This window comes from Streptomyces sp. FXJ1.172 (assembly GCF_001636945.3).
Taxonomy (GTDB): domain Bacteria; phylum Actinomycetota; class Actinomycetes; order Streptomycetales; family Streptomycetaceae; genus Streptomyces.
The window spans coordinates 496,275-516,761 of sequence record NZ_CP119133.2 but is presented as its reverse complement, the minus strand read 5'-3'; the positions used below and the strand labels follow the sequence as shown (position 1 = coordinate 516,761).

16 protein-coding genes and 4 pseudogenes are annotated in these 20,487 nt (G+C 68.4%); 13 read left to right on the top strand and 7 right to left on the bottom strand.

Annotated elements, in window-relative coordinates; genetic code table 11:
* Positions 1–18 precede the first annotated feature (18 nt).
* The 7 genes from A6P39_RS02655 to A6P39_RS02625 all read left to right on the top strand — a co-directional run bounded on the left by A6P39_RS02655 (position 19) and on the right by A6P39_RS02625 (position 7,665).
* Positions 19–818 (top strand): IS5 family transposase gene (locus A6P39_RS02655; protein ID WP_275883977.1). Its coding sequence is split into 2 segments (ribosomal slippage): positions 19–354 and positions 357–818, totalling 798 coding nucleotides; the frame shifts between segments, so codons are not numbered across the junction.
* Positions 819–1,098: 280 nt separating this feature from the next.
* Positions 1,099–1,596, top strand: coding sequence for a hypothetical protein (locus A6P39_RS02650; RefSeq protein ID WP_067050453.1), 498 nt, complete (start codon positions 1,099–1,101; stop codon positions 1,594–1,596).
* Positions 1,597–1,777: 181 nt separating this feature from the next.
* Positions 1,778–2,140, top strand: coding sequence for a hypothetical protein (locus tag A6P39_RS02645; protein WP_067050450.1), 363 nt, complete (start codon positions 1,778–1,780; stop codon positions 2,138–2,140).
* Positions 2,141–2,489: 349 nt separating this feature from the next.
* On the top strand, positions 2,490–4,409 hold the full coding sequence (locus A6P39_RS02640; protein WP_067050447.1) for a hypothetical protein: 1,920 nt from the start codon (positions 2,490–2,492) through the stop codon (positions 4,407–4,409).
* 263 nt (positions 4,410–4,672) lie between these two features.
* Positions 4,673–5,344 carry a hypothetical protein gene (locus tag A6P39_RS02635; RefSeq protein ID WP_079133565.1) on the top strand — a complete coding sequence of 224 codons (672 nt, stop codon included), beginning with the start codon at positions 4,673–4,675 and terminating at the stop codon, positions 5,342–5,344.
* A 344-nt stretch (positions 5,345–5,688) separates the two neighbouring features.
* Positions 5,689–5,862 (top strand): hypothetical protein, encoded by a 174-nt coding sequence (locus tag A6P39_RS02630; protein WP_199840890.1) that lies wholly within the window; start codon positions 5,689–5,691, stop codon positions 5,860–5,862.
* 690 nt (positions 5,863–6,552) lie between these two features.
* Complete coding sequence (locus A6P39_RS02625; protein WP_443053051.1) at positions 6,553–7,665, top strand: RNA-guided endonuclease InsQ/TnpB family protein; 1,113 nt, start codon at positions 6,553–6,555, stop codon at positions 7,663–7,665.
* Between the two features lie 27 nt (positions 7,666–7,692).
* Here the strand turns inward: A6P39_RS02625 and A6P39_RS02620 are convergent, their stop codons facing one another.
* Complete coding sequence (locus A6P39_RS02620) at positions 7,693–9,396, bottom strand: SpoIIE family protein phosphatase (protein ID WP_067050460.1); 1,704 nt, start codon at positions 9,394–9,396, stop codon at positions 7,693–7,695.
* A gap of 247 nt (positions 9,397–9,643) precedes the next feature.
* Here A6P39_RS02620 and A6P39_RS02615 point away from each other — a divergent pair, with 247 nt between their 5' ends.
* Entirely contained in the window at positions 9,644–10,033 is a 390-nt protein-coding gene (locus A6P39_RS02615; RefSeq protein WP_067050444.1) for a DUF2267 domain-containing protein, read from the top strand.
* A 258-nt stretch (positions 10,034–10,291) separates the two neighbouring features.
* On the opposite strand, the pseudogene A6P39_RS02610 reads toward A6P39_RS02615, so the two are convergent.
* Positions 10,292–11,259, bottom strand: a pseudogene (locus A6P39_RS02610) (helix-turn-helix domain-containing protein).
* Positions 11,260–11,387: 128 nt separating this feature from the next.
* Between A6P39_RS02610 and A6P39_RS02605 the strand changes: the two are divergent.
* From A6P39_RS02605 to A6P39_RS02595, 3 genes and pseudogenes are all read left to right on the top strand, one after another.
* Complete coding sequence (locus A6P39_RS02605; RefSeq protein ID WP_199840889.1) at positions 11,388–12,425, top strand: saccharopine dehydrogenase family protein; 1,038 nt, start codon at positions 11,388–11,390, stop codon at positions 12,423–12,425.
* Between the two features lie 549 nt (positions 12,426–12,974).
* Positions 12,975–13,157 (top strand): annotated as a pseudogene (locus A6P39_RS02600) (antitermination regulator); the annotation flags it as partial.
* A gap of 2 nt (positions 13,158–13,159) precedes the next feature.
* A pseudogene (locus tag A6P39_RS02595) lies at positions 13,160–13,300 on the top strand (SOS response-associated peptidase family protein); the annotation flags it as partial.
* Between the two features lie 378 nt (positions 13,301–13,678).
* On the opposite strand, the gene A6P39_RS02590 reads toward A6P39_RS02595, so the two are convergent.
* Positions 13,679–14,587 carry a LysR family transcriptional regulator gene (locus A6P39_RS02590; protein ID WP_067050441.1) on the bottom strand — a complete coding sequence of 303 codons (909 nt, stop codon included), beginning with the start codon at positions 14,585–14,587 and terminating at the stop codon, positions 13,679–13,681.
* Between the two features lie 52 nt (positions 14,588–14,639).
* On the opposite strand from A6P39_RS02590, the gene A6P39_RS02585 reads away from it, so the two are divergent.
* Positions 14,640–15,842 carry a nuclear transport factor 2 family protein gene (locus tag A6P39_RS02585; RefSeq protein WP_267893349.1) on the top strand — a complete coding sequence of 401 codons (1,203 nt, stop codon included), beginning with the start codon at positions 14,640–14,642 and terminating at the stop codon, positions 15,840–15,842.
* 83 nt (positions 15,843–15,925) lie between these two features.
* On the opposite strand, the gene A6P39_RS02580 is transcribed toward A6P39_RS02585, so the two are convergent.
* Positions 15,926–16,051, bottom strand: coding sequence for a hypothetical protein (locus A6P39_RS02580; protein WP_267893348.1), 126 nt, complete (start codon positions 16,049–16,051; stop codon positions 15,926–15,928).
* Positions 16,052–16,686: 635 nt separating this feature from the next.
* On the opposite strand from A6P39_RS02580, the gene A6P39_RS02575 reads away from it, so the two are divergent.
* On the top strand, positions 16,687–17,694 hold the full coding sequence (locus A6P39_RS02575; RefSeq protein ID WP_067050435.1) for a glycosyltransferase family 2 protein: 1,008 nt from the start codon (positions 16,687–16,689) through the stop codon (positions 17,692–17,694).
* Between the two features lie 77 nt (positions 17,695–17,771).
* On the opposite strand, the pseudogene A6P39_RS02570 reads toward A6P39_RS02575, so the two are convergent.
* The 3 genes and pseudogenes from A6P39_RS02570 to A6P39_RS02560 all read right to left on the bottom strand — a co-directional run.
* Positions 17,772–17,900 (bottom strand): annotated as a pseudogene (locus tag A6P39_RS02570) (transposase); the annotation flags it as partial.
* A gap of 27 nt (positions 17,901–17,927) precedes the next feature.
* Positions 17,928–18,727 (bottom strand): IS5 family transposase gene (locus tag A6P39_RS02565; RefSeq protein WP_275883977.1). Its coding sequence is split into 2 segments (ribosomal slippage): positions 17,928–18,389 and positions 18,392–18,727, totalling 798 coding nucleotides; the frame shifts between segments, so codons are not numbered across the junction.
* A gap of 228 nt (positions 18,728–18,955) precedes the next feature.
* Positions 18,956–20,188, bottom strand: a complete 1,233-nt coding sequence (locus A6P39_RS02560) for an IS4 family transposase (protein ID WP_275883785.1) — start codon at positions 20,186–20,188, stop codon at positions 18,956–18,958.
* Positions 20,189–20,487 lie beyond the last annotated feature (299 nt).

Here is a 20,487-nt window from a genome sequence, read left to right as displayed (position 1 = left end):
TAGGCTCCGGGTGTGGGGATCGTTGAGCGGCTGGTGCCGGATGAGCTGTGGGAGTTGTTCCAGCGAGTGGTGCCGGAGGCGCCGAGTCGGCCTCAGGGAGGCGGCCGGCGCCGGCACGGTGACAGGGAGGTGCTGGCTGCGATCGTGTTCGTGGCCACGTCGGGCTGTACGTGGCAGCAGCTGCCGGCCGCCTCGTTCGGACCGTCGGGACCCACGGCTCACCGGCGTTTCACCGAGTGGTCGAAAGCCCGGGTGTGGGCGAAGCTCCATCGCCTGGTCCTCGACGAACTCGGCTCCCGGGGTGAACTGGACTGGTCTCGCTGTGCGATCGACTCGGTGAACGTGCGGGCCCTGAAAAGGGGGGCCTGACAGGTCCGAATCCAGTAGATCGAGGCAAGTACGGTTCGAAGATCCACTTGATCACCGAACGGACCGGATTGCCCATCTCCATCGGCATCTCCGGCGCCAACCTGCACGACAGCCAGGCCCTCGAACCGCTCGTTCGCGGCATCCCGCCCATCCGCTCCCGTCGCGGTCCGCGCCGACGACGGCCGGCCAAGCTCCACGGCGACAAGGGCTACGACTACGACCACCTGCGCCGATGGTTACGCCAGCGCGGCATCCGGCACCGCATCGCCCGTAAAGGCATCGAGTCCTCCCAGCGCCTGGGACGCCACCGCTGGACCATCGAACGCACCATGGCCTGGCTCGCCGGATGCCGCCGCCTGCACCGCCGCTATGAACGCAAGGCCGTCCACTTCTTGGCCTTCACCAGCATCGCCTGCACCCTGATCTGCTACCGCAGACTCACCAAATGAGATGACCTCTTAGAGGTCGTTTTCATCGGTGAAGCCTGTTTCATTCCAATAAGTTCCCGTGACGGAGGGGCCCTTGGGAGTTTTTAGGGGTTGGCGCGATTGACGGGACGCGAGGGAAGCCCGAATTGCCGGTCTCATCCCATGAAGCCTGTCTCATTCCAAGGGAAGTTGATATCGGCGATTACTGCCGCCGCCCTGTGCAGGAATCCGACACGTGAGATGCGCGAGTATCCAACTGTGGCATGTGAAGCGACATAAACTAGCTTAAAACGACCTCTTAGTGGCGTCCGGTGGCCTTGCCCCCCGCGCGCAGGGCCGCCGCTGGTACCGGCACAACCCGACCGGTGCGGACACCGTCACGGCGGCGACGAAGGCCGCCGATGCCGCCCGGGAACGTATTGCCGAGTACCTGCTGGCGTCGCGGCTGGAGCAGCTGTGTGCGCAGACGGCGGTACGGCTGACCTTGCCAGCCGCCCGGCGCTGGACGACGGCACGGCCGGGCGGTGATTGCGTGAGTACCGAGCTGAGCGGCATCGACCTCGCACGTCAGGCCCTGACCACGGCCTGGGAGGAGGCGAGGAAGACCGGCGGCGCCCGCCAGGCGAAGCCGAAGCGGCGCACCGGCCAGGTCGTACGACGACGCGGCGGCCGTGGGCCGCTCGAGTTCAGCGTCGCGATCGCCATGCCGACCGAGCGCGGCATGGCCGCCCCGGCCGCCGGCGGGATGGCTCCTTGCGGCCCGGTCGGGACTCGAGACCATCCCCGCGGGCGCGGGTAGCAGGCCGGGCTCATCGGCGTGCCGCCGGCCGTGTTGAGACCATCCCCGCACGCGCGGGGAGCAGCCACACCAGAACTATGCCTCACGGTGATGTGCCAGGAGCACGCCTCGGCCACCATCTGTATCCGTCCGAGTTCGCAAGGAGCACGCGGACGTCAGTGGGAACGCCTACCGTCAAAGTATGACGCCGTCGCCGAGGTCAATAGCCACCACGCCCTGGGTTCTAGAGATAACTATCGCCGCGGCCCGCGCCGCCGATGAACAATGGGATGAGCAACGGAACAAGCTCCGTTCACTCGCCCAATACGATCCAAAGACCCACACCTGGTGGACGCGCATCGGGGCACTGGACCTGGCCGGCATAGAACGCCTGCAGTCCCTCCTTGACGTCGCGCGGATCTACGGGACCCACGTCACCCTCACGCCAGTCAAGGTCCCGAGCAACTGGCCCGGTCCTGTCTTCACCGACAACGCAGAGATCGCCAACATCGTGAACGCCCACCATGATGAAAACCGAGCGATAGGGGAGTTGCCTTTGCCCTGACCGGAGCAGCGCAAGTCAAGGATGACCACCTTGGCGACGTAGGCGCCACCCCCGCACGCGCGTGGAGCAGATCGCTGGCTACGACGTCGTAATTCGGCCCCGGCATGACGACTCGAAGCCGCCCCGTTTCGTGAAGATCCATGGCGGCTCGAAGCGGTCTCCGTGCCGGTATGGGCAGGTCTCTGCCGGAGTCTGAGAAAGCTGCCGATGCTCAAGTGGGGGCCGATTCCAGCCGCCTGGGTGAGGCAGCCCGAACGACGTCGCAGTCAATGAAGTGTACGCAGGTGAGGGTCGGTTAGGCCTGGCTGAGGGCCTTGTCCCACCGAGAGTCGGCGGGGATCATGACCGCGTGCAGCACCGAGAGAAATTCCACGATCTACTCGCACGCGCCGGCCTCACGGTCGTCGAGGACGTACGCCCGGGCAGTTTGTTCCCGCCGGAGGCCGGCTGGCGGATCGCGCGGGGGATCGCGGCGCCGGACGGCGTGGCGCTCGAAGCGCTTGATGCCGTGTGGTGGCGCCGTCTTTGCGATGCCGACGGCGAGTTCCTGGTGGCCGTCCTCCAGCATCGGGTCGGTGGCAACGACTCCTGGTGGACCCGGGTCCGGTACGCCGGGGGCGGCGTGCCGGAGTTGACTGGCGACCCCGGTTTCGTGGCGCTCTCCCTCGACGGGCAGGTGTTGCTGGCGGAGGTGCCCGGCGCGGGCGGGCCTCGGGTGACGGCCCTCGACCGACTGCCGGAGCGACTGGAGGAGGCCGCCGCGGCCGCCGGGCGCGAGACGGAGGCCGAGCGCGCCGAGGTGTGGGCGGCGGTGCCCGGCCGATGTGCGTGGCCTCTGCACTGGGCCGAGGGGATCGGGTCCAATCCGGCCGCGACGGACGAAGTGCTGATCCGGCTGCTGGATGTGGAGGATGGCTTCCTGCACGGATGCGACCGGCCCGCCGTCCTTGACGCCGCCGTGGCGCACCCCGATCCGCGGGTGCGGTCAAGGGCCGCCGACACCTTCCGGCCGAAACTCACGTCCGATCAGTGGATACACCTGGTCCGCGCCGAGCCGTCGCCGAATCGCCGCGTGTTCTGGGCGGAGCGCGCCTGCACCTGGGGCGCCGAACTCCCCAAGGACCTCTACGACGACCTCCTCGCCGGCCCGTCCCGCGCGCAAGCCGCCGAACTCCCGGGGCTCCCCGCACAGCACCTGCCCGGCCTCGCTGCCGACGCCGATCCCCGGGTTCGGGCGGCCGCCTGTGCCCGGTGGGAGGACCTCTCCGCGCCGCTGCGAAAGCGGCTGCTGGCCGACACCGACTACGCGGTGCGAACGGCTGCACTCCTTGCCCACCACACCGGCGTACCCATGCCTCGCGAAGTGTTCGCCGCCCTGCCCGACCCGCGGCGGGCGCTCGAACGGTGCCGCCTCGTGCCCGAGCTGGAGGCGGAGCTGGTCCGGGACAGGGACCCGGAGGTACGTCGGGCGCTGGCCGCCAACCCGGGCCTGGGCGCGCACGGCGTCGCCATGCTTGCGGAAGACCCGCAGGACGACATCCGCTCCGCGGTGGCGCTGCGCCCCGACCTCACCGAGGAACAACGTGCGGCGGTGCGCCACGACTTCGACCCGACGTCGATGTCGCACACCCTGCCCTGGGTCGAGGGCCTGCACGGCGACGCCGACGCGATGCGCCGCCTCGCCGCGTCGTCCCACCCGCTGGTCCGCCGCAGTGTGGCCCGAGCACAGCACCTCCCGCCGGATGCCGTGGCGCGCCTGGCACGGGACGAGGACCGGGTGGTCCGCCTGTTCCTCACAGAATCGTGCGAGGACGCGCCGGCTGACCTGCTGCTGGAGGTCTGGCGTTGGTGGGACGGCAGCTTCAGCCACCCCGACCGGCCCCACAGCCACCCCAACTTCCCCCGCGCAGGCCTGCTGCGCTACACCGCCGACCCCAGCGGGCGAATGCGCCGCCTGGCCCTGGACGATCCGAAGTCGACACCGGCCGACGTCGCACGCCTGGCCCGGGATCCCGAAGCCGAGGTGCGCCGCCGCGCGGCTGAGGACCCCCGGCTGTCACCGGCCGACGCGGTGCGGCTGCTGAACGACCCGGAGGCTTACGTCCGCGGCACCGCGTTGCGCAACCCGCGGCTGCCAGCCCGCGTCCTGGCCGGGCTGTTGCACGCCCGCGACACGGCATGCGCAGCGGTCACCAACCCGGCGATCCCGGTCCCCGTCCTGCAGCGCATCCTGGCCGCGGCCGCGGCAGCCGGGGCAGCCCGGCACTGAATACCGACATCCCGCACGGAGGCCGTGGCGGTCCGACGCTGAACTTCGGCACGCCTAGCCAGCCGCTCCTACTGCAACTCCGCGAGCACCCGCCGTAACCGGTCGTACGTGCGCCGCCAGCGCACCCGCGGGGTTGGCCGCGACGTCGTTCGCCGGCCCCACTGGGTGCGCGGCTGAAAGCGACCCCCACTTGCGCTTTTACGAAGCACTCGTACGATTCCCCGCGCAATGGACAGCCATTCCGGCATAGAGAAGGGTTTCGCATGGCGGAGCAGGAAACGGAAGGCCCTATGCCGGCGGTGAGCCGACGTCTGCTACTGGCCGGGCTGGCAGCATCGCCGCTGGTATTCGCGGGCTGCGGCCTACTGGGCTCCTCCGATCCCCTCCACTTGGCGGGTTCCAAGGTCGACACCACTATCATGATCATCCGCCATGGTGAGAAGCCCAACGGAAGCCAGCCTGGCTGCGACGAGAACGGCCACCAGGACCCGCACTCCCTCACCCGGCGCGGGTGGGCCCGAGCTCAGGCGCTGCCAAAGCTATTCGACCCACCGAAGGGCCACCCTCTGGTTCCCGGCCTGCTGCGCCCCAAGACCATTTACGCCGCCACCGACAGGGGCCCGCTGGCCGGTGGCCACCGTATGCGACAGACCGTGACACCGCTGGCCCAGCAGATGGGCATCAAGCTCGACATGACCTTCGCCAAGTCTCAGGAAGCCGCCCTGGCGAAGGCCGCCGTCGCCGCTCCCGAACCGGTGCTGATCTGCTGGGAGCACTCCCGTATTTCGGACATCGTCGATGCCCTTGGCGCATCCGACACCGGGGTACCCGATGAGTGGCCGGACCGCTTCGACCTGGTCTGGGTCTTTACACACGCTCACGGCAAGTGGACCTTCCGCCAGATCCACCAGCGCCTGCTCCCCGGCGACTCCTGAAGACACCGCCAACTCAGCGCAGCCGTGGGCTACTCCAAACCGACGCGCGAAGCAGCCCGCAGCCTCGTCGGACAAACTCCGTTCTCCCCACGGTCGGCAGCCAAAGGACCCCGACATCACACTTTCGGGCTCAGCGCAGCGGCCGAGGCGCTCGAAGCAGAAGTGGACACGTTGTCTTGTCCGCCACGGTTCGGCGTCAATCGATGCTCCTCTGGAACCCCGAATCAACGAGCGTCTCCCCGACGGGTGAGACCTCGGCCGTCCCTTACCAGCACGCCCCACAAGTTGGCTTGACCTCTTGTCTCAAGGGGCACACGGCCAGTGAGACCCACGGAGGTACCGAGATGAGCGCCGGAGAACGGGCCAAGGCAAAGGCCGAACAGATCGTCGGAAAGACCGTGCGGACGGCGGCCCACGCGATGCACAAGGAAACCCTCGCGGCGAAAGGCGCCGCTCTCGAAGCACGAGGCAAGATGCGGGGCACGAAGGAGCAGACCAAGGGCTCCTTCAAGCGCTGAGCGTACTGCCGGAGGCATGAACCCGTCCCAGGAATGGCTGAAGGCCCAGGAAGAGGGAAACAACCTCTTGCCTGGGCCTTCGGCGTTCAGTGCGGGCGGCAACGAACCCACGTAGCTAGTTTGGAAGACCCGGGATGCGGATCGGAGGTCAGCTGGGGAGATGCTGACCTGCGCGTTCCTGGGGTGCTGACCGGACTTCTCCGCTCTTCCCGCGTGAGTCACCGCGCATCGGGCACGTGTCGGGCACGCATCGCGAATAGCTCGCGGTTGCCTTATCCGGGGGTCGGTACGATCATCGCCGAATGTGGAAAGAGTTGATCACGCGGCACGCTGGCGGGGTCGAGATCGCGTTCAGCGCTCCCGCGACGGATGATGCCTTGAGCGAGGCCGCGGAGGCCCTTGGGCACACCGCCTGGTAGTCGAGCGACAGGTCTTCGACCCCGGCCGTGTTCTCCCAATGCGGCACCGCACGGCGCGGCCCTGCCGTCTTCCTCCCCGACGGACCGCCGACCGCCATGGCCGGGCGATTCCTCCTCGGCCAGTGCCTCCAGATACTGCTCGAGCCCGATCTCCCGGCATCTGAGGACCTCTTCGGCGTCAGCCAAGTCCGCCCGCACCCGCTCGAGTTCGGCTGCGAGCGCCTCCACCCGCACCACCGCAGCCTTCCGTCGCGCTTCCAGAACCGCCCGCATCGACGGCATCCGACACCCCCCACGGCAACTCGATCAGCGCACTGCCTATAAGAATTTCTTCGACTCGGTCAAGGGCAAGCGGCAGGGCCGCAAGGTCGGCCCTCCCCGCTACAAATCGAAGAAGGACACCCGGCAGTCGATCCGCCTGAACACCAACGCCTTCTGCCTCCGCAGCGACGGCGCGGTGTACGTGGCCAAGGTCGGCAGCCTCAAGGTCAAGTGGTCCCGCCGGCTTCCGGCCGCACCCACGTCCCTGACTGTCACCAAAGACAGCTGCGGCCGGTACTTCCTAAGCTTCGTCGTGGACACCGAGCCGGACATCCTCCCCGGCCTGGACGACGACGTCGGTATCGATCTCGGCCTGTCCGCCTTCGCCGTCCTCTCCGACGGCAGCAAGATCGACAGCCCCCGCTTCCTGCGCCGGGCCGAGAAGAAACTCAAGCGCCTTCAGCGTGAGCTGTCCCGCAAGGCCAAGGGATCGAAGAACCGGGCCAAGGCCCGCGTGAAGGTCGCACGCCAGCACGCCAAGGTGGCGGACCGGCGCCGGGACTGGCACCACAAGGCTTCCACACAGATTCGCGACAACCAAGCGGTGTACGTGGAAGACCTCGCGGTGTCCGGCCTCGGGCGCACCCGGCTCGCCAAGTCCGTGCACGACGCGGGATGGTCCGCGTTCGTCGGCATGCTGGAGTACAAGGCGGCTCTGCACGGCCGCACCTTCGCCAAGGTGGACCGCGCTTTCCCGTCCTCGCAGGTCTGCTCGGCCTGCGGATTGCGGGACGGCCCCAAGGCCCTGCACGTCCGCGAGTGGACGTGCGGCGAATGCGGCACCGTACACGACCGCGACCACAACGCAGCACGTAACGTCCTCCTCGAAGGACGCCGAATCGTCGCCGCCGGACGGGTGGAGACGCAAAACGCCTCGTGGAGCGCCGGTAAGACCAGGACGAAAGTCCCGGCCCAGCGCGGTGAAGCAGGAAGCCCCCGGAAGGGTCAGCCGACCCAGGCCGGAATCCCTGGACTTTTAGGCCAGGGAGCACGTCAAGTCAGCACTCGTGTGTCCGCAGGCAGCCGGGGGAGCACTTGGTCAGGTTTGGACGCCGCGGTTTGAAACTCTTTCCTCGCGACAGACCGTCGCCTATCTCGCGCGTGTTTTCCCTGGGGTCCGCAGAGCGAGGAGGGCGACGTCGTCGTCGTTGTCGGCGGGGCGGACCCGGCGCAGGAGCTGGTCGGTGAAGGAGGCGAGGGGGCGGTGGGCGAGGGCGGCCGCGTGCTGGCGCAGCTGGCCCAGGCCCTCGTCCAGGGAGTGTCCGGCTGCTTCGATGAGGCCGTCGGTGTACAGCAGGAGGGTGGATCCGGGCGGCAGTACGGCGGTGGCGTCGGGGCGGGGTGGGCAGGTGTCGGTGCCCAGGAGGATGCCGTGGGCGTCGGTGAGGTAGCAGGTGAGGCCGTCCCGGCTGACGAGCAGGGGTGGCGGGTGGCCGGCGTTGGTCCAGGACAGTTCCCAGTGGCCGTTGTCCGCCTGATCGAGGCGGGCGAAGATCATGGTGGCCATGGGCACGTTGGTGATGTGCGTGATCGCCTCGTCGAGCCGCTGGACGATCCGGCTGGGGGGTTCCTGCTGGGACCAGGCGTAGGCACGGAGCACGTTGCGCACCTGCGCCATGCCGGCCGCTGCCTCCAGGTCATGGCCGACGACGTCGCCGACGGCCAGGGCGGTGGCGCCGTCGGACAGGCGGAAAGCGTCGTACCAGTCGCCGCCGACCTGTGAGGCGTGAGGTGCGGGCAGATAGCGGGCGATCATCTCCAGCCCGGGCACGCGGGGCAGCTGGGGCAGCAGGTGGTTCTGCATGGTCTCGGCGACCTTGCGCTGACGCTGGTAGAGGCGGGCGTTGTCCAGAGCGACGGCGGCCCGGCGTGCGATGTCCTCGATCAGCGGCAGGTCGGCGGTGGTGAAGTCCCCAGCCTTCTCGGCGCGGCCCAGGGTCAGGGCCCCCAGGACCTCCCGGGTGCTGCGGATGGGGACGATGGCCGCGGAGCGGATGCCGGTCGTCTCGAACAGGTGGCGCTGTTCGACCGCGATGCCGGAATCGGGTGGCTGCTGGTAGGTCGTGGGACCGGCAAGGGTGGAAGCGACCCCGCGCAGCGCTCTGGACAGGGGCATCGGGGATTCTTCCGGCACCGGGGGCATCGGTCCTTGCAGCTCTTCGTGGTGCACCAGCGTGCCGTCTTCGTGGTGGACCACGGCGGTGCGCCACACCTCGTCGCGCTCCGTGATCAGGTCGATGACCACCCAGTCCGCCAGCCGGGGCACGAGCAAGGCCACGAGCCGGCGCAGCGTCTCGTTGGTGTCGAGGGTGGACGTCAGCTGCGTCGTGGTCTCCGCGAGCAGCGCCAGCCGCTCGAGTTCGGTCAGCGCCTCAGCCACCGGCTCCGGCCGCTGGCCCGCTTCCTGCGGTTGCTGGTCGCAGTGGAAGACAATGAGCGTGGCGGCCTCCCGGCCACCAGTGTCGTAGGGAGTGATCACCCAGTTGATGGGCAGCAGGGTGCCGTCACCGCGGGCGAACCACTCTCCTTCGGCCTGGGCGGTGCGTCCGGCGTGGAAGGCCTGCCGCATGCTGCATCGGCTGGTCGGCATCGGCTGGCCGCTGGCATCGCGGTGCAACAGATCGTGCGCGTCACGGCCGACGAGGTCCTTGGCGGGCCGGGCCAGCAGCTGCTCGGCTGGGGCGTTGACCGCGATGATGCACCCCTTCTCGTCCACCACGTACGCCCCCGCGCCGATGGCTGACAGCGCCCCACCCACAGTGGTGTCAGCCGCTTCAAGGGATCGCTGATCCATGCTCGCGGTCCGCTCTGGCTCCGCCACGTGCGTGCCTCCTTCATGATCGCCGGTCGTGCCGCCCGCTGCGCACCCGGACACTGCGCGCTGTCCTGTCCTGCGATCTTTTCCCGGCTACCCCCTTGTACAGGCATGCCGGCTCTTGCCCCCGGCGCGCGCCGGGGATGCATGCGCCGCTCTCCTGGGTACTGGGCCAGTGACATCAGAAGGTCTGGTGCCGCGGGATGCACGCACGTCGGAGGTGACCATGAGGTACGACGAGTTCCTCGCCAGCGTACGCGAGCGCGGCGAATACACCGACCAGGACGAAGCCGCTGCGATCACCGAAGCCGTCCTGGGCGTGCTGGCACAGCGGATCACCCCAGGAGAGGTCGACGACCTCGCCTCCCAGTTGCCCGGCCCGCTCGGACAGATGCTCGCCGACACCAAGCAGCAGCCCGAAAGGTTCGGGATCGAGGAGTTCTACCGCCGGGTCGCGGAACGTATCGGGGCACGGCCACGCACCGCCGAATGGGACGCCAGCGCCGTCCTGACCACCGTCGCCGACACCGTCAGCGGCGGCGAGCTGAACCAGATCATCAGCCAGCTCCCCTCCAGCTACGCCCTCCTGTTCGGCAAGCCCGACCTCGCCGACTGAGAACATCGCCTTCCGACGAACTGGCCCAGCAGCCGGACCCTCCAAGCGGTTGTGACCTTGGCGGCCCTGCCAATTCGGGCCGCGCAAAGACCCGGCGACTGTGAAAGACGCGTGCAAATGCGGGTTGAGTTTTGATGTCACCGCTCGACCAGCCCAGCAAGGACCGAACGTCGAGTGACAGTGGCCAGTTGAAATTCCCCATCGGCGGCCAGTAGGTGGGGAGCTAGCTGGCCGCCGATGGCTACTGACCGTGAAGTGTCAGCTTCCGTGATGCGGGCTTGGGACTGGCTCTTGGGGGCGGAAGGTGCGGCGGTAGGTGTCGGGCGGGACGCGACGCTGCGGTGGAAGTGACGGCGCAGGGTGGTGGCGGTGCCCATGCCGGTGGCCGTGGCGATGGTGTCGACGGTGGCGTTGGTGGTTTCCAGGAGTTCCTGGGCGTGGCGGATGCGCTGGGTGTGGAGCCACCGCAGTGGTGTGGTGCCGGTGAGGTGTTTGAAGTGGCGGGCGAGGTGGCGTGAACTCATGCCGGCCCGACGGGCCAGGTCCTCCACGGTGAGTGGCTGGTCGAGTCGTTCCAGTGCCCAGGGGAAGAGGTCGCCCAGGGGGTGGTTGTCGGGCTCGGGCAGGGGGGTGGAGATGAACTGGGCCTGGCCGCCGTCGCGGTGGGGTGGGATGACCAGGCGGCGGGCGATCTTGTTGGCGTTGGCCGAGCCGTGGTCGAGGCGGACCAGGTGCAGGCACAGGTCCATGGCGGCGGCCTTGCCCGCAGAGGTGAGGACGTCGCCGTTGTCGACGTAAAGAACGTCCGGATCGACGGTGGCCGCCGGGTGGCGCCGGGCCAGTTCCCGGGTGTGGGCCCAGTGGGTGGTGGCGCGCCTGCCGTCGAGGAGCCCGGCTGCGCCCAGGACGAAGGCGCCCGTGCACAGGGAGGCTACGCGGGCGCCGGCCTCGTGGGCGGCGCGCACCGCCTCGACCAGGTCGGTGGGCGGTTCACGGTCGGTGTCGGCCCAGCCGGGGACGATCACCGTGTCCACGCGAGTGAGGTGGTCGAGTCCGTGGTCGGGTTCGAGGTGGAAGCGGTCGACGTGTACCGGGCCGTTTCCGCAGAGGGAGAAGTCGTACCAGGGGTTCACGATGTGGGTCAGGTCGGCCCCGAAGACCTCGACGGCCACGGACAGTTCGTAGTGGAGCATGCCGTCGGTGACGGCCAGCGCGACGGTGGGCATGTCCGAAACTGTACGTGGCATGTCGTTTCCGACGCTCGTGCGGGGTGCTGGCGCGAGGCCAGGATGGGGGTGTCAGGCCGCGGCGGATCGACATCGCGGCGGGTGTTCCAGTGCACGGGAGCAGGCTCATGGGGTCAGGTCAGCTGGTGGCGGTGTTCGGCGCGTACGGTCACACGGGGAAGTTCGTGGTCGCTGAGCTGGCCGCGCGCGGGTTCGTCCCGGTGCCTTCCGGCCGCAACGCGCGGGCTGTGCAGGAGCTGGCCGACGAGCACGGCCTTGAGGCCCGGGTGGCATCGGCCGACGATGCGACGTCGCTGGACCGGGCCCTGGCGGGCGCGGTGGCGGTCATCAACTGCGCGGGGCCCTTCGCGACGACCACCGGCCCCGTGATCGAAGCCGCGCTCCGTGCGAAGATCCCCTACCTGGACGTGGCTGCCGAACTCGAGGCCAACCTCGACACCTTCACCCACTACCGCAAGCGTGCCCAGGAAGCCGGAGCGGTGATCATCCCGGCCATGGCCTTCTTCGGAGGTCTCGGCGACCTGCTGGCCACCGCGGCAATGGGCGACTGGACGAAGGCCGACGAGGCCCACATCGCCTACGCGCTCAGCAGCTGGCACCCCACCGCCGGCACGCGCCTGTCCGGTGCCGTCTCTCGCGAGCGGCGCGGCGACGTCCGCCTGCGGTACCGCGGCGGCCAGTGGGAGCGGCGCACCGACGCCGCGCCCAGCCTTCAGTGGACCTTCCCGGAACCGACAGGAGTCCGGGAAGTGATCGGCGAGTTCACGATGGCGGACGTCGTCACCGTCCCCCAGCACCTGTTCATCCCCGATGTGACCACCTACATGACCGCTGAGGCGGTCCGCGACGTCGCCTCCCCCCACACACCCGCCCCAACTGCCAGCGACGAGAGTGGGCGTTCGGACCAGACCTTCCTCGTTGACGTCGTCGTACGCTCGGGCGGAGCCGAACGCCGGGCCACGGCCAGCGGCCAGGACATCTACGCCGTCACCGCGCCCCTGGTCGTCGAGGCCCTCGACCGCGTCCTGACCGGCCGCACCAAGATCGTCGGCGTCGCCTCCGCCGGCGAGATCTTCGACGCCCCGAACTTCCTGTACGCACTGACCCCGCACATCACCCTCGACCTGCACCCGCACAACACCTGAACGCGACACTCCACGACGCAAGACCGTTCCGGGATTCCCGGAAGGGGACGCCCAGCGCGTTCCCTGAGCACACGTACAAATGCACTTCCGAAGATTCACCGAGTCGCCGCTTCGATCACCGAGAGTCACTTTCCAACTGGCCGTACGTGGGGAATCTTTGGTGGCCGCCCACAGTCGAATGCAGCAAAGCCAGATGCCCGGGCGCCTGTCCTTGCCAGGCTCTCCTGATTCGGATCACAGCCGGCGGAGCCGCCGGACCACCTGCTTGTCGTGACCAGGGTGCCAGCGGCACATCGGGGTAGGCGCACCTTAAGGCCGGGGCGCCCGTCCCGAACGGATCTTCCGGATCTGGGGTGCCCTTGGCCTGTGGCGCCGGACCCGCAGGGCCGGGATACCGGGCTACGCGGACGTGCGCCTGCCGGAACACCGCTGACGGGGCCTCATGCGCCCCGTGATGGCAGCGGGCCGGAACATCGGCGGCGGTAGTGTGGCCCAACTGTGGTTCGAGGTGGGCGGTGGCGGGTGGAATGGCGTGAGTACGCCGAGCAGATGGCTCGGCTGGCGCGGGATCTGCTGGCCCAGGACTCGGTCCAGGCGACGCTGGATGAGATCGCGGCATCGGCGGTGAAGCTGATCGAGGGCTGTGACGCAGCCGGGATCCTCTCGGTGCGCAAGGGCCGGGCCGTGACCCTGGCCGCCTGCGGCGGCATGGTCCAGGAGTCCGACTGCCTCCTGCCGTTCTCGAGCGCACCCCGCGCGACAGCGACGACGCCGGGGAGGTGGGCAGGGAGCTGCGGCCGTTGCGCTGGGGCCTGGTGCCGTCGTGGGCGAGGGACCTCAAGATCGGCGCACGGATGATCAACGCGCGAGTGGACCGCCCCTTCTCCGGCGACCTCAGTGTCAGCCCCGCCCCGTTCCGGCAAGGAGCCCTGGCCCAGTACTGGGTCCGGTGAGCCTGCGCCATGCATGGCGCGCGAGGATGCTCGTCCCGCGTCGACCGCCGCACGGCAGGCATCGATGATCCGGTCAGCCTCGGTATCGGTCAGCACGGCGTTGAGAGAGACCCGGACCGTAGAGCGCCGCCGCACTGCTGCTGGAGGGCAAGAGACCGAGCCCAAGATCCCCTGCCGCGACAGCGGCCCTTGCCGTTTGCGGCGAGACAGTACGAGAGGGCGGAAAGTAAGCTTTTGTCCCTTCTTCTTTGGATGTGGAGCGGGCGTTCAGGTCAATGGCGAATCGTCCGTTCCAGTCGGTCAGTGTGCGGCTTGGGCGGTACAAACTGAGCCGAAGGTTGCCGCCAGCTGGTCGAGCAGGGGTGTTGCGGATGGGTGCGGGTCGCGACGTGGTGTGATCGTGTAGATGCCGCGCGTGGGGGGATCTATGAGGGCCACTGTGGTGACGTCGGTCCGCAGCGCGCGTGTCAGTAATCCGGGCATGAGGGCAATGGCGTGGCCGGTTGCGACCAGGGCCATCTTGCCGGGCAGATCGGCCGCAGTGAGGTCGATGCGGGCGGTGGTTCCGGCGCGGGCGGCGTGCTGGTGCAGCAGTGCTGCCGAGCCGTCGTTGTCCTCGACCCAGGTCTGGTCGGCCAGTTCCTGAATGCGTACCGGCCCGTGCCCGGCTCGTGGATGGTCGGCGGGCAGGACGACGACCATCTCGTCCATCCCCAGGAACCTTCGTTCGATACGCGGGTCATGAGGCAGCCCCGGTGGCGCATCGGTGACGACGGCGACATCGAGATCGCCGGCTATCACGCGATCGTGCAGTTGTGCGCTCAGCCCTGGCAACAGGCTCCACTGGAGGGAGCCGACTCTGTCCAGCAGGCGGCGGATCGCCGTGGGCACAATCCCGGCGGCCAGAGACGGCGTAGCGCCGACCGCCAGCGGCCGGCTGAGCGCCCCGTCACGAGCGTCCCGTGCGGCACGCACGGCGCGGTCGGCTTCGTTGACCGCGAGATGGGCGTGGTGACGGAACACCTCGCCAGCGGGCGTGGGACGTACCCCGCGCGCGTGCCGCTGCACCAACGATATCCCGAGTTGGCGCTCCAGCCCGGCGATCTGCCGGGAGACGGCCGACTGTGTGTAACCGAGTTCGGCGGCCGCGGCCGACAGCGACCCGAGCCGGCACACCGTCACGAACGTCCGCCACGCAGTCAGCTCCATGGCCGCAAGTATGCCTGGGCTCTATGCGTGTCCCGCATAGCTGGCCTGCTGGATCTGCGCTTGTCGTAGGCATCGTGATGCCGCCACGGTGGGACACATGACCACACCGCGCACGATCGCCGTCCTCGGCCTGGGCCGCATGGGCGCCGCGATCGCGACACGACTTGCCGACCACGACTGGGACGTCATGGGTTGGACACGCTCCGGGCGCCCGGCAGGCGCTGTTGAGACGACCAGGGATCCGAACGACGCTGTGGCGAAGGCCGACGTAGTACTCCTGGCGTTGTTCGACGGCGAGGCCTGCCAGCAGGTCGTCGACCGAGTCCGCGGCTCGCTGCGACCGGACACGATCCTCCTGAACACCAGCACCATCGCCCCCGCCGAGGCGTCGGAGCTGGCCCGGCAACTCGGCCCGTCCTACGTCCACGCGCCTGTGCTCGGCTCCGTGCCGGCTGCCGCCGCCGGCACCCTCCAGATTCTCACCGCAGCTGACCAAGGAGCGCTTGACCGAGTCCACCCAGTCCTGGAAACGCTTGGCACGATACGACGCGTCGACGACGCCGCCACCGCCGCCGCACTCAAGCTGATCGCGAACAGCAGTCTCGCCGGCGCCGTTCTCGCGCTAGGTGACTCACTGCGGCAGGCCGATGCCCTGCGGCTGCCCCGTGCTCAGGTGCTGGACGTACTCGAACTCGGCCCGCTCGGCGGGCTCGTCACCCGAAAGCGAACCTTCCTCACCGGCGAGCCGACCGCTGCCACGGCCGAGTTCACCATCGGCGCGCTGGCCAAGGACATGGCACTGCTGGCTGCCGCGTCAAACACCCCTCTGCACAGCGCGGCCGAACTGGCCGACACTCTGGCCGACCCCGAGGCCGACATCGCCGTTGCCACCACGGTCCCCGCCGTGGGTGACGCCGTGCTCGATCCGCTACGTGCCTACATCCGCGGACACGCCACCGGCGACCCCAGCCACTTCCGCGACGCGTTCCTGCCCACCGCCCACATCGAGGGAATCCGGGACGGCGCAATCGTCTCCTGGCGCCTGGACGAGTACTGCGCTCTCTTCCACGGCTGTCCCGCCCCGGACGAGCCGACCCGGCACCGCCGCATCGACGCCGTCGACGTACACGGCACCGTCGCGACCGCAACCATGACGCTCTGGCACGGCGCGGACACCTTCACCGACATCTTCCTGCTGGTCCGCACGGACGACAACTGGCGTATCGCCAACAAGGCTTACCACAGACACTCCTGAGAGGGCGGTGGGGCACACGAGGCGATGCCCGATTTGCCTTTTCGGCCGAGCTGAGCAGGCTGGTTGCGCGCTCGCTGAAAGGGCTACGGCCGTGACAGGGCGAACAGGCCCTGCTCGGTCTCGGCCAGGACTCCCCGCTCGGCGAGCCGCTTGAGCTTCAGGCGGATATTGTTGATGTTGCTGGGCGCGATCTCGTCGCGATCAGCCACCCCGCACTACCGCCGCCCCCGCCGCCGACCGCGCAGATGGGTCTGCGTGAAAACCCGGGCGCTCGCCCCAGTGGCCAGCCGACGGTGCCAGCCCCAATATCGACCCGTCCAAGTTCAAGGTGGTCGCCACTGTGGCTGCCGCTGCCGCAGCCCAGGCAGGCCACCAGACGCTCGCCAACGGCGGAACTTCTGCGGCTGCCGCAAACGCACTGGCCTCGCTCACCGCGGCGTTCTGCACCCTGACCGGGGCATGCACATCGCAGGACGACAGCAGGAAGTCGGATCGCTGCGACACCGGAGCCGGGTTCACCGCGCCTTGAGCTGCCCCGATTTTCGTAGAGTCAGGTGATTTTGTTTCAGGCGGACTGCGGGGGCTGCTCCTGGCTCCGCCGGAAGTCGCGTTCGTCAGCAGCAGGAGATCGAGCACAAACTTGGTGATCTTGTAACGATGGGTCGCCCCCTGTGACACGCAGGACCTGGGACGCGCTGAACACAGTGACCCCGGTCGGGATCACGCCGCCTGATCTCCGGGGGAGGCACGCGGGCGGCATCAAGACAGGGGCGCGGCCCGTTTACCCCCCGTGGCGGGCCCGCCCCTTGTTCATCTCGTAGCGTTTAGAGCGGAGTTCACGCCGATGATCAGCGTCATAGTCGCCGCGTACGACCTTCAGGGACAGCTGGGGATCTGCCTGAATTCGATACTGAACCAATCCTTCCGGGACGTGGAGGTTGTCGCGGTCCTGGACCAGTCTGCTGAATGCCCTGCGGACTTGGTGGATGACTATGCTCGGCGGGATGGGCGGGTCTCGGTCGTGCGGCTGACGGGCGTCGCGGGCATCGGCCGGATACGCAACGGAGGGGCGGAGCGCGCCGCCGGTGACTACCTGCTGTTCCTGGACAGCGATCACATCATCGGGGGTGAAACGCTTCAGGCGATGGTCGATCGGCTGCAATCGGCAGACGAACCGGATGTTCTTCTCTTCGGGCACACTCGCCTCCATCGCGGCCGCTCATGGCCCGGTGCCGCCGCCGGCCTGCTTGCCCGGCAGGGACGTGAGCCCTTCGCCTCGATGGACCAGCCCGAGTTGTTCGGTGCTCCCGCCTACTCCTGGGACCGTTTGGTCCGCCGCGACTTGTGGATCCGGCAGGAACTCGCGTTCCCTGACGGTCTCCACGAGGAGGTCGCAGTCGTCCACCGTGCCATGCTCGCCGCCGACCGGGTCGCTGTCCTGAAGTGGAACTGCGTCCAGATCCGCCGTCGGCACACTCAACACCCCGCAGGCTCACCGGGCGGCACCCACTTCGACGTCTTCGGCCGATACGAAGACAGCTTCGACTTGCTCGAGGAGCGCGGCGCCCTGGAGGTTGTGGCTCCCTTCCTCTTCACTCGTATGATCCGTCACTACCTCTTCCTGCTCAATCTCGAGGGATGTCTCTCCCGCTCCGAGCGCCCGCAGTTCTTCCAACGCGCCAGCGAGCACTACCGGCGGTTCCTCCCCGACGGCTACGAGCACCCCGAGGGTCGGGAGGGTGTCAAGTTCCAGCTCGTGGCGAGCGGGAGATACAGTGCGCTGGAGGCCGCCAGTCTCCCTCAGCGCGCGCGGAGTTTCGTCTCCCGGGGCGCCGCCGTCCGCGGACGGTAGCCCCAGGCTGGGTGACTTCGACCGTTACTGCCGCCAACAGAGCGGCGCCGCATGTAACGCACCCCGTACGGCCGGGTCAGCGCGTCCACCCAGATGAACGCATACGGTCCGGGGTCCAGCAGCCGGTTGCGAAATGCGGTGGCCTGCCTGTCCAGGTGCCGGGCCATGGCCGAGACCTGGGACTTCGACAACTGCGTGACACCTAGCTCAATACCGGTAACTTAGAGGTCATCTCATTTGGTGAGTCTGCGGTAGCAGATCAGGGTGCAGGCGATGCTGGTGAAGGCCAAGAAGTGGACGGCCTTGCGTTCATAGCGGCGGTGCAGGCGGCGGCATCCGGCGAGCCAGGCCATGGTGCGTTCGATGGTCCAGCGGTGGCGTCCCAGGCGCTGGGAGGACTCGATGCCTTTACGGGCGATGCGGTGCCGGATGCCGCGCTGGCGTAACCATCGGCGCAGGTGGTCGTAGTCGTAGCCCTTGTCGCCGTGGAGCTTGGCCGGCCGTCGTCGGCGCGGACCGCGACGGGAGCGGATGGGCGGGATGCCGCGAACGAGCGGTTCGAGGGCCTGGCTGTCGTGCAGGTTGGCGCCGGAGATGCCGATGGAGATGGGCAATCCGGTCCGTTCGGTGATCAAGTGGATCTTCGAACCGTACTTGCCTCGATCTACTGGATTCGGACCTGTCAGGCCCCCCTTTTCAGGGCCCGCACGTTCACCGAGTCGATCGCACAGCGAGACCAGTCCAGTTCACCCCGGGAGCCGAGTTCGTCGAGGACCAGGCGATGGAGCTTCGCCCACACCCGGGCTTTCGACCACTCGGTGAAACGCCGGTGAGCCGTGGGTCCCGACGGTCCGAACGAGGCGGCCGGCAGCTGCTGCCACGTACAGCCCGACGTGGCCACGAACACGATCGCAGCCAGCACCTCCCTGTCACCGTGCCGGCGCCGGCCGCCTCCCTGAGGCCGACTCGGCGCCTCCGGCACCACTCGCTGGAACAACTCCCACAGCTCATCCGGCACCAGCCGCTCAACGATCCCCACACCCGGAGCCTATCGAATGCGCCAAATGAGATGACCTCTTAGGGCTTTGGTATTCGTTTGACTCGTTTGGGTTTGGTGGCGCCAGCGAGGGTGATGGCCGCGGTGGCTGGGTGGTCTGCAGCCCGGTGGGCGGCGCGTTTGAGCGGCCAGTTGGCGACTTTGCGTTTGATGACGCGAGGGTTGGCCCGGCGGCGGCGCCGTGGCAGGAGGCGTTCGAGGAGTTCAGCGTGGGTGGCTTGGACCGCGCGTGCGAGTCTGCCGGGGGGAAAATGCCGCCTGGTCGGTGACCTGGCGACGCACGACGCGCAGTGAGCGGGTGAAGGAGATCCGGTCGGGGTCCCGGTCGGCTTGCCGTGCGGCCTGGTGCATCAGGTGCCGGATGGCGTGGTGGACGAGCAGGAAGCCATAGAGTTCCTGCTCGGCCCCGACGGGGTGCTGCGAACGCAGTACCAGCTGCGACCCGCCGAGGTGGGTCTTGATTTCGTCGAGGGTGGACTCGAACTCCCATCGCTGGGCGTAGAGAGCGGCCAGGTCCGCGGCCGGGGCCTTGTCCGGGTCGAGGATCGTGGTGATGAGCCGGTAGACGCCCTCATGGCCGGCGATGGTGTACTCCACCGCGCGTACTGGCACCCCGCGACGGGTGTGGTGGATGTCGCTGCGGTCGAAGATCTCGGTGAGGTAGGAACCGTCCGACAGTTGCTCGACGACCGGCAGCACGAGGTCTTTGCGGACCCACCACAGCAGGTCCGCCCCCGTGGCCGCGGCTGTGCGCCACAGGTCCACGCTGTAGAAGCCGCGGTCGGCCAGCAGCAGTATCCCCGGCCGCAGGGACCCCAGGGCCGCCCGGGCCAGAGCCTGCTCTCCGGTGCGCACAGTTCCGATCGCAGCATCGAAGACGGCATGGGTGCCGCACTCCACCAAGCCGACCATGCACAACTGCGGGTAGCCGACGTCCTGTTCACCGCGCCCGGAACGGGGCGGACGGCCGAACGCTTCCACGTTCGCCTTCGTGTCAGGCAGGTCAAACGTGGTGCCGTCGATCGCGATCAGCCGCCAGTCGCGGTAGAAGGCGCCCTCAGTGTCCGGTGTGGCAACCGGACGGCACACCCGCGCGAACAGTTGCCGCAGCGGCGCCACCCCCAGCCGAGACCTGGCTTTCCAGACCGCTGCCGTACTCGGCACCACCCACGAGCCACGCCAGCGACGGGCACCCTGCAAACCCGCGGTCAGCAGCCGGGCGACCTCCTCATAGCTCTGCCCGGAGAACAGGCACATCGCCAACACGAAGTAGACCACCAGTCGGGCCGGCAACAGCCGGTTCCGCTGCTGCACCCGACCCGTCTCCGCCAGCACCTCATCCACAAGCGACTGAGGAAACGCCTGTGTCAGCACCCCGACCGCGACCCGGTCCGACAGTCGCTCACCGGATGACTTCAGTTGACCCGCTCTTGGCACACCAACAACAACGACGAGATTGCCCGTAAGTTACCGGTATTGCACCTAGCCTCCTTGTTTCGCTTCTCGGGGGTCTGCTGCACGTCCGGGTGATGTCACCCGATCGTGCAGCAGACCCCAACGCGCGGTGGAAAACGTAATGCGGGAGTCCAGCCTGGAGTGGGCCATCCTGCGACCGGGTGGCTTCGCCTCGCCCGAACTCGCGGTCGTGCAGCGGGGGCGCTGGCTGCGATCCATACGCGAGCACAGTGCTGCGCCTCTACTTACTTCATGCTGGGCTTTTCATCCACGCGATGAGC

What these genes read in the sequence shown, in the direction of transcription:
- A6P39_RS02605 (WP_199840889.1), top strand. Translation starts at nt 11,388, where the DNA reads ATGGGGTCAGGTCAGCTGGTGGCGGTGTTCGGCGCGTACGGTCACACG.
- A6P39_RS02615 (WP_067050444.1), top strand. Translation starts at nt 9,644, where the DNA reads ATGAGGTACGACGAGTTCCTCGCCAGCGTACGCGAGCGCGGCGAATAC.
- A6P39_RS02620 (WP_067050460.1), bottom strand. Translation starts at nt 9,396, where the DNA reads ATGGATCAGCGATCCCTTGAAGCGGCTGACACCACTGTGGGTGGGGCG.
- A6P39_RS02590 (WP_067050441.1), bottom strand. Translation starts at nt 14,587, where the DNA reads ATGGAGCTGACTGCGTGGCGGACGTTCGTGACGGTGTGCCGGCTCGGG.
- A6P39_RS02630 (WP_199840890.1), top strand. Translation starts at nt 5,689, where the DNA reads ATGAGCGCCGGAGAACGGGCCAAGGCAAAGGCCGAACAGATCGTCGGA.
- A6P39_RS02635 (WP_079133565.1), top strand. Translation starts at nt 4,673, where the DNA reads ATGGCGGAGCAGGAAACGGAAGGCCCTATGCCGGCGGTGAGCCGACGT.
- A6P39_RS02645 (WP_067050450.1), top strand. Translation starts at nt 1,778, where the DNA reads ATGACGCCGTCGCCGAGGTCAATAGCCACCACGCCCTGGGTTCTAGAG.
- A6P39_RS02575 (WP_067050435.1), top strand. Translation starts at nt 16,687, where the DNA reads ATGATCAGCGTCATAGTCGCCGCGTACGACCTTCAGGGACAGCTGGGG.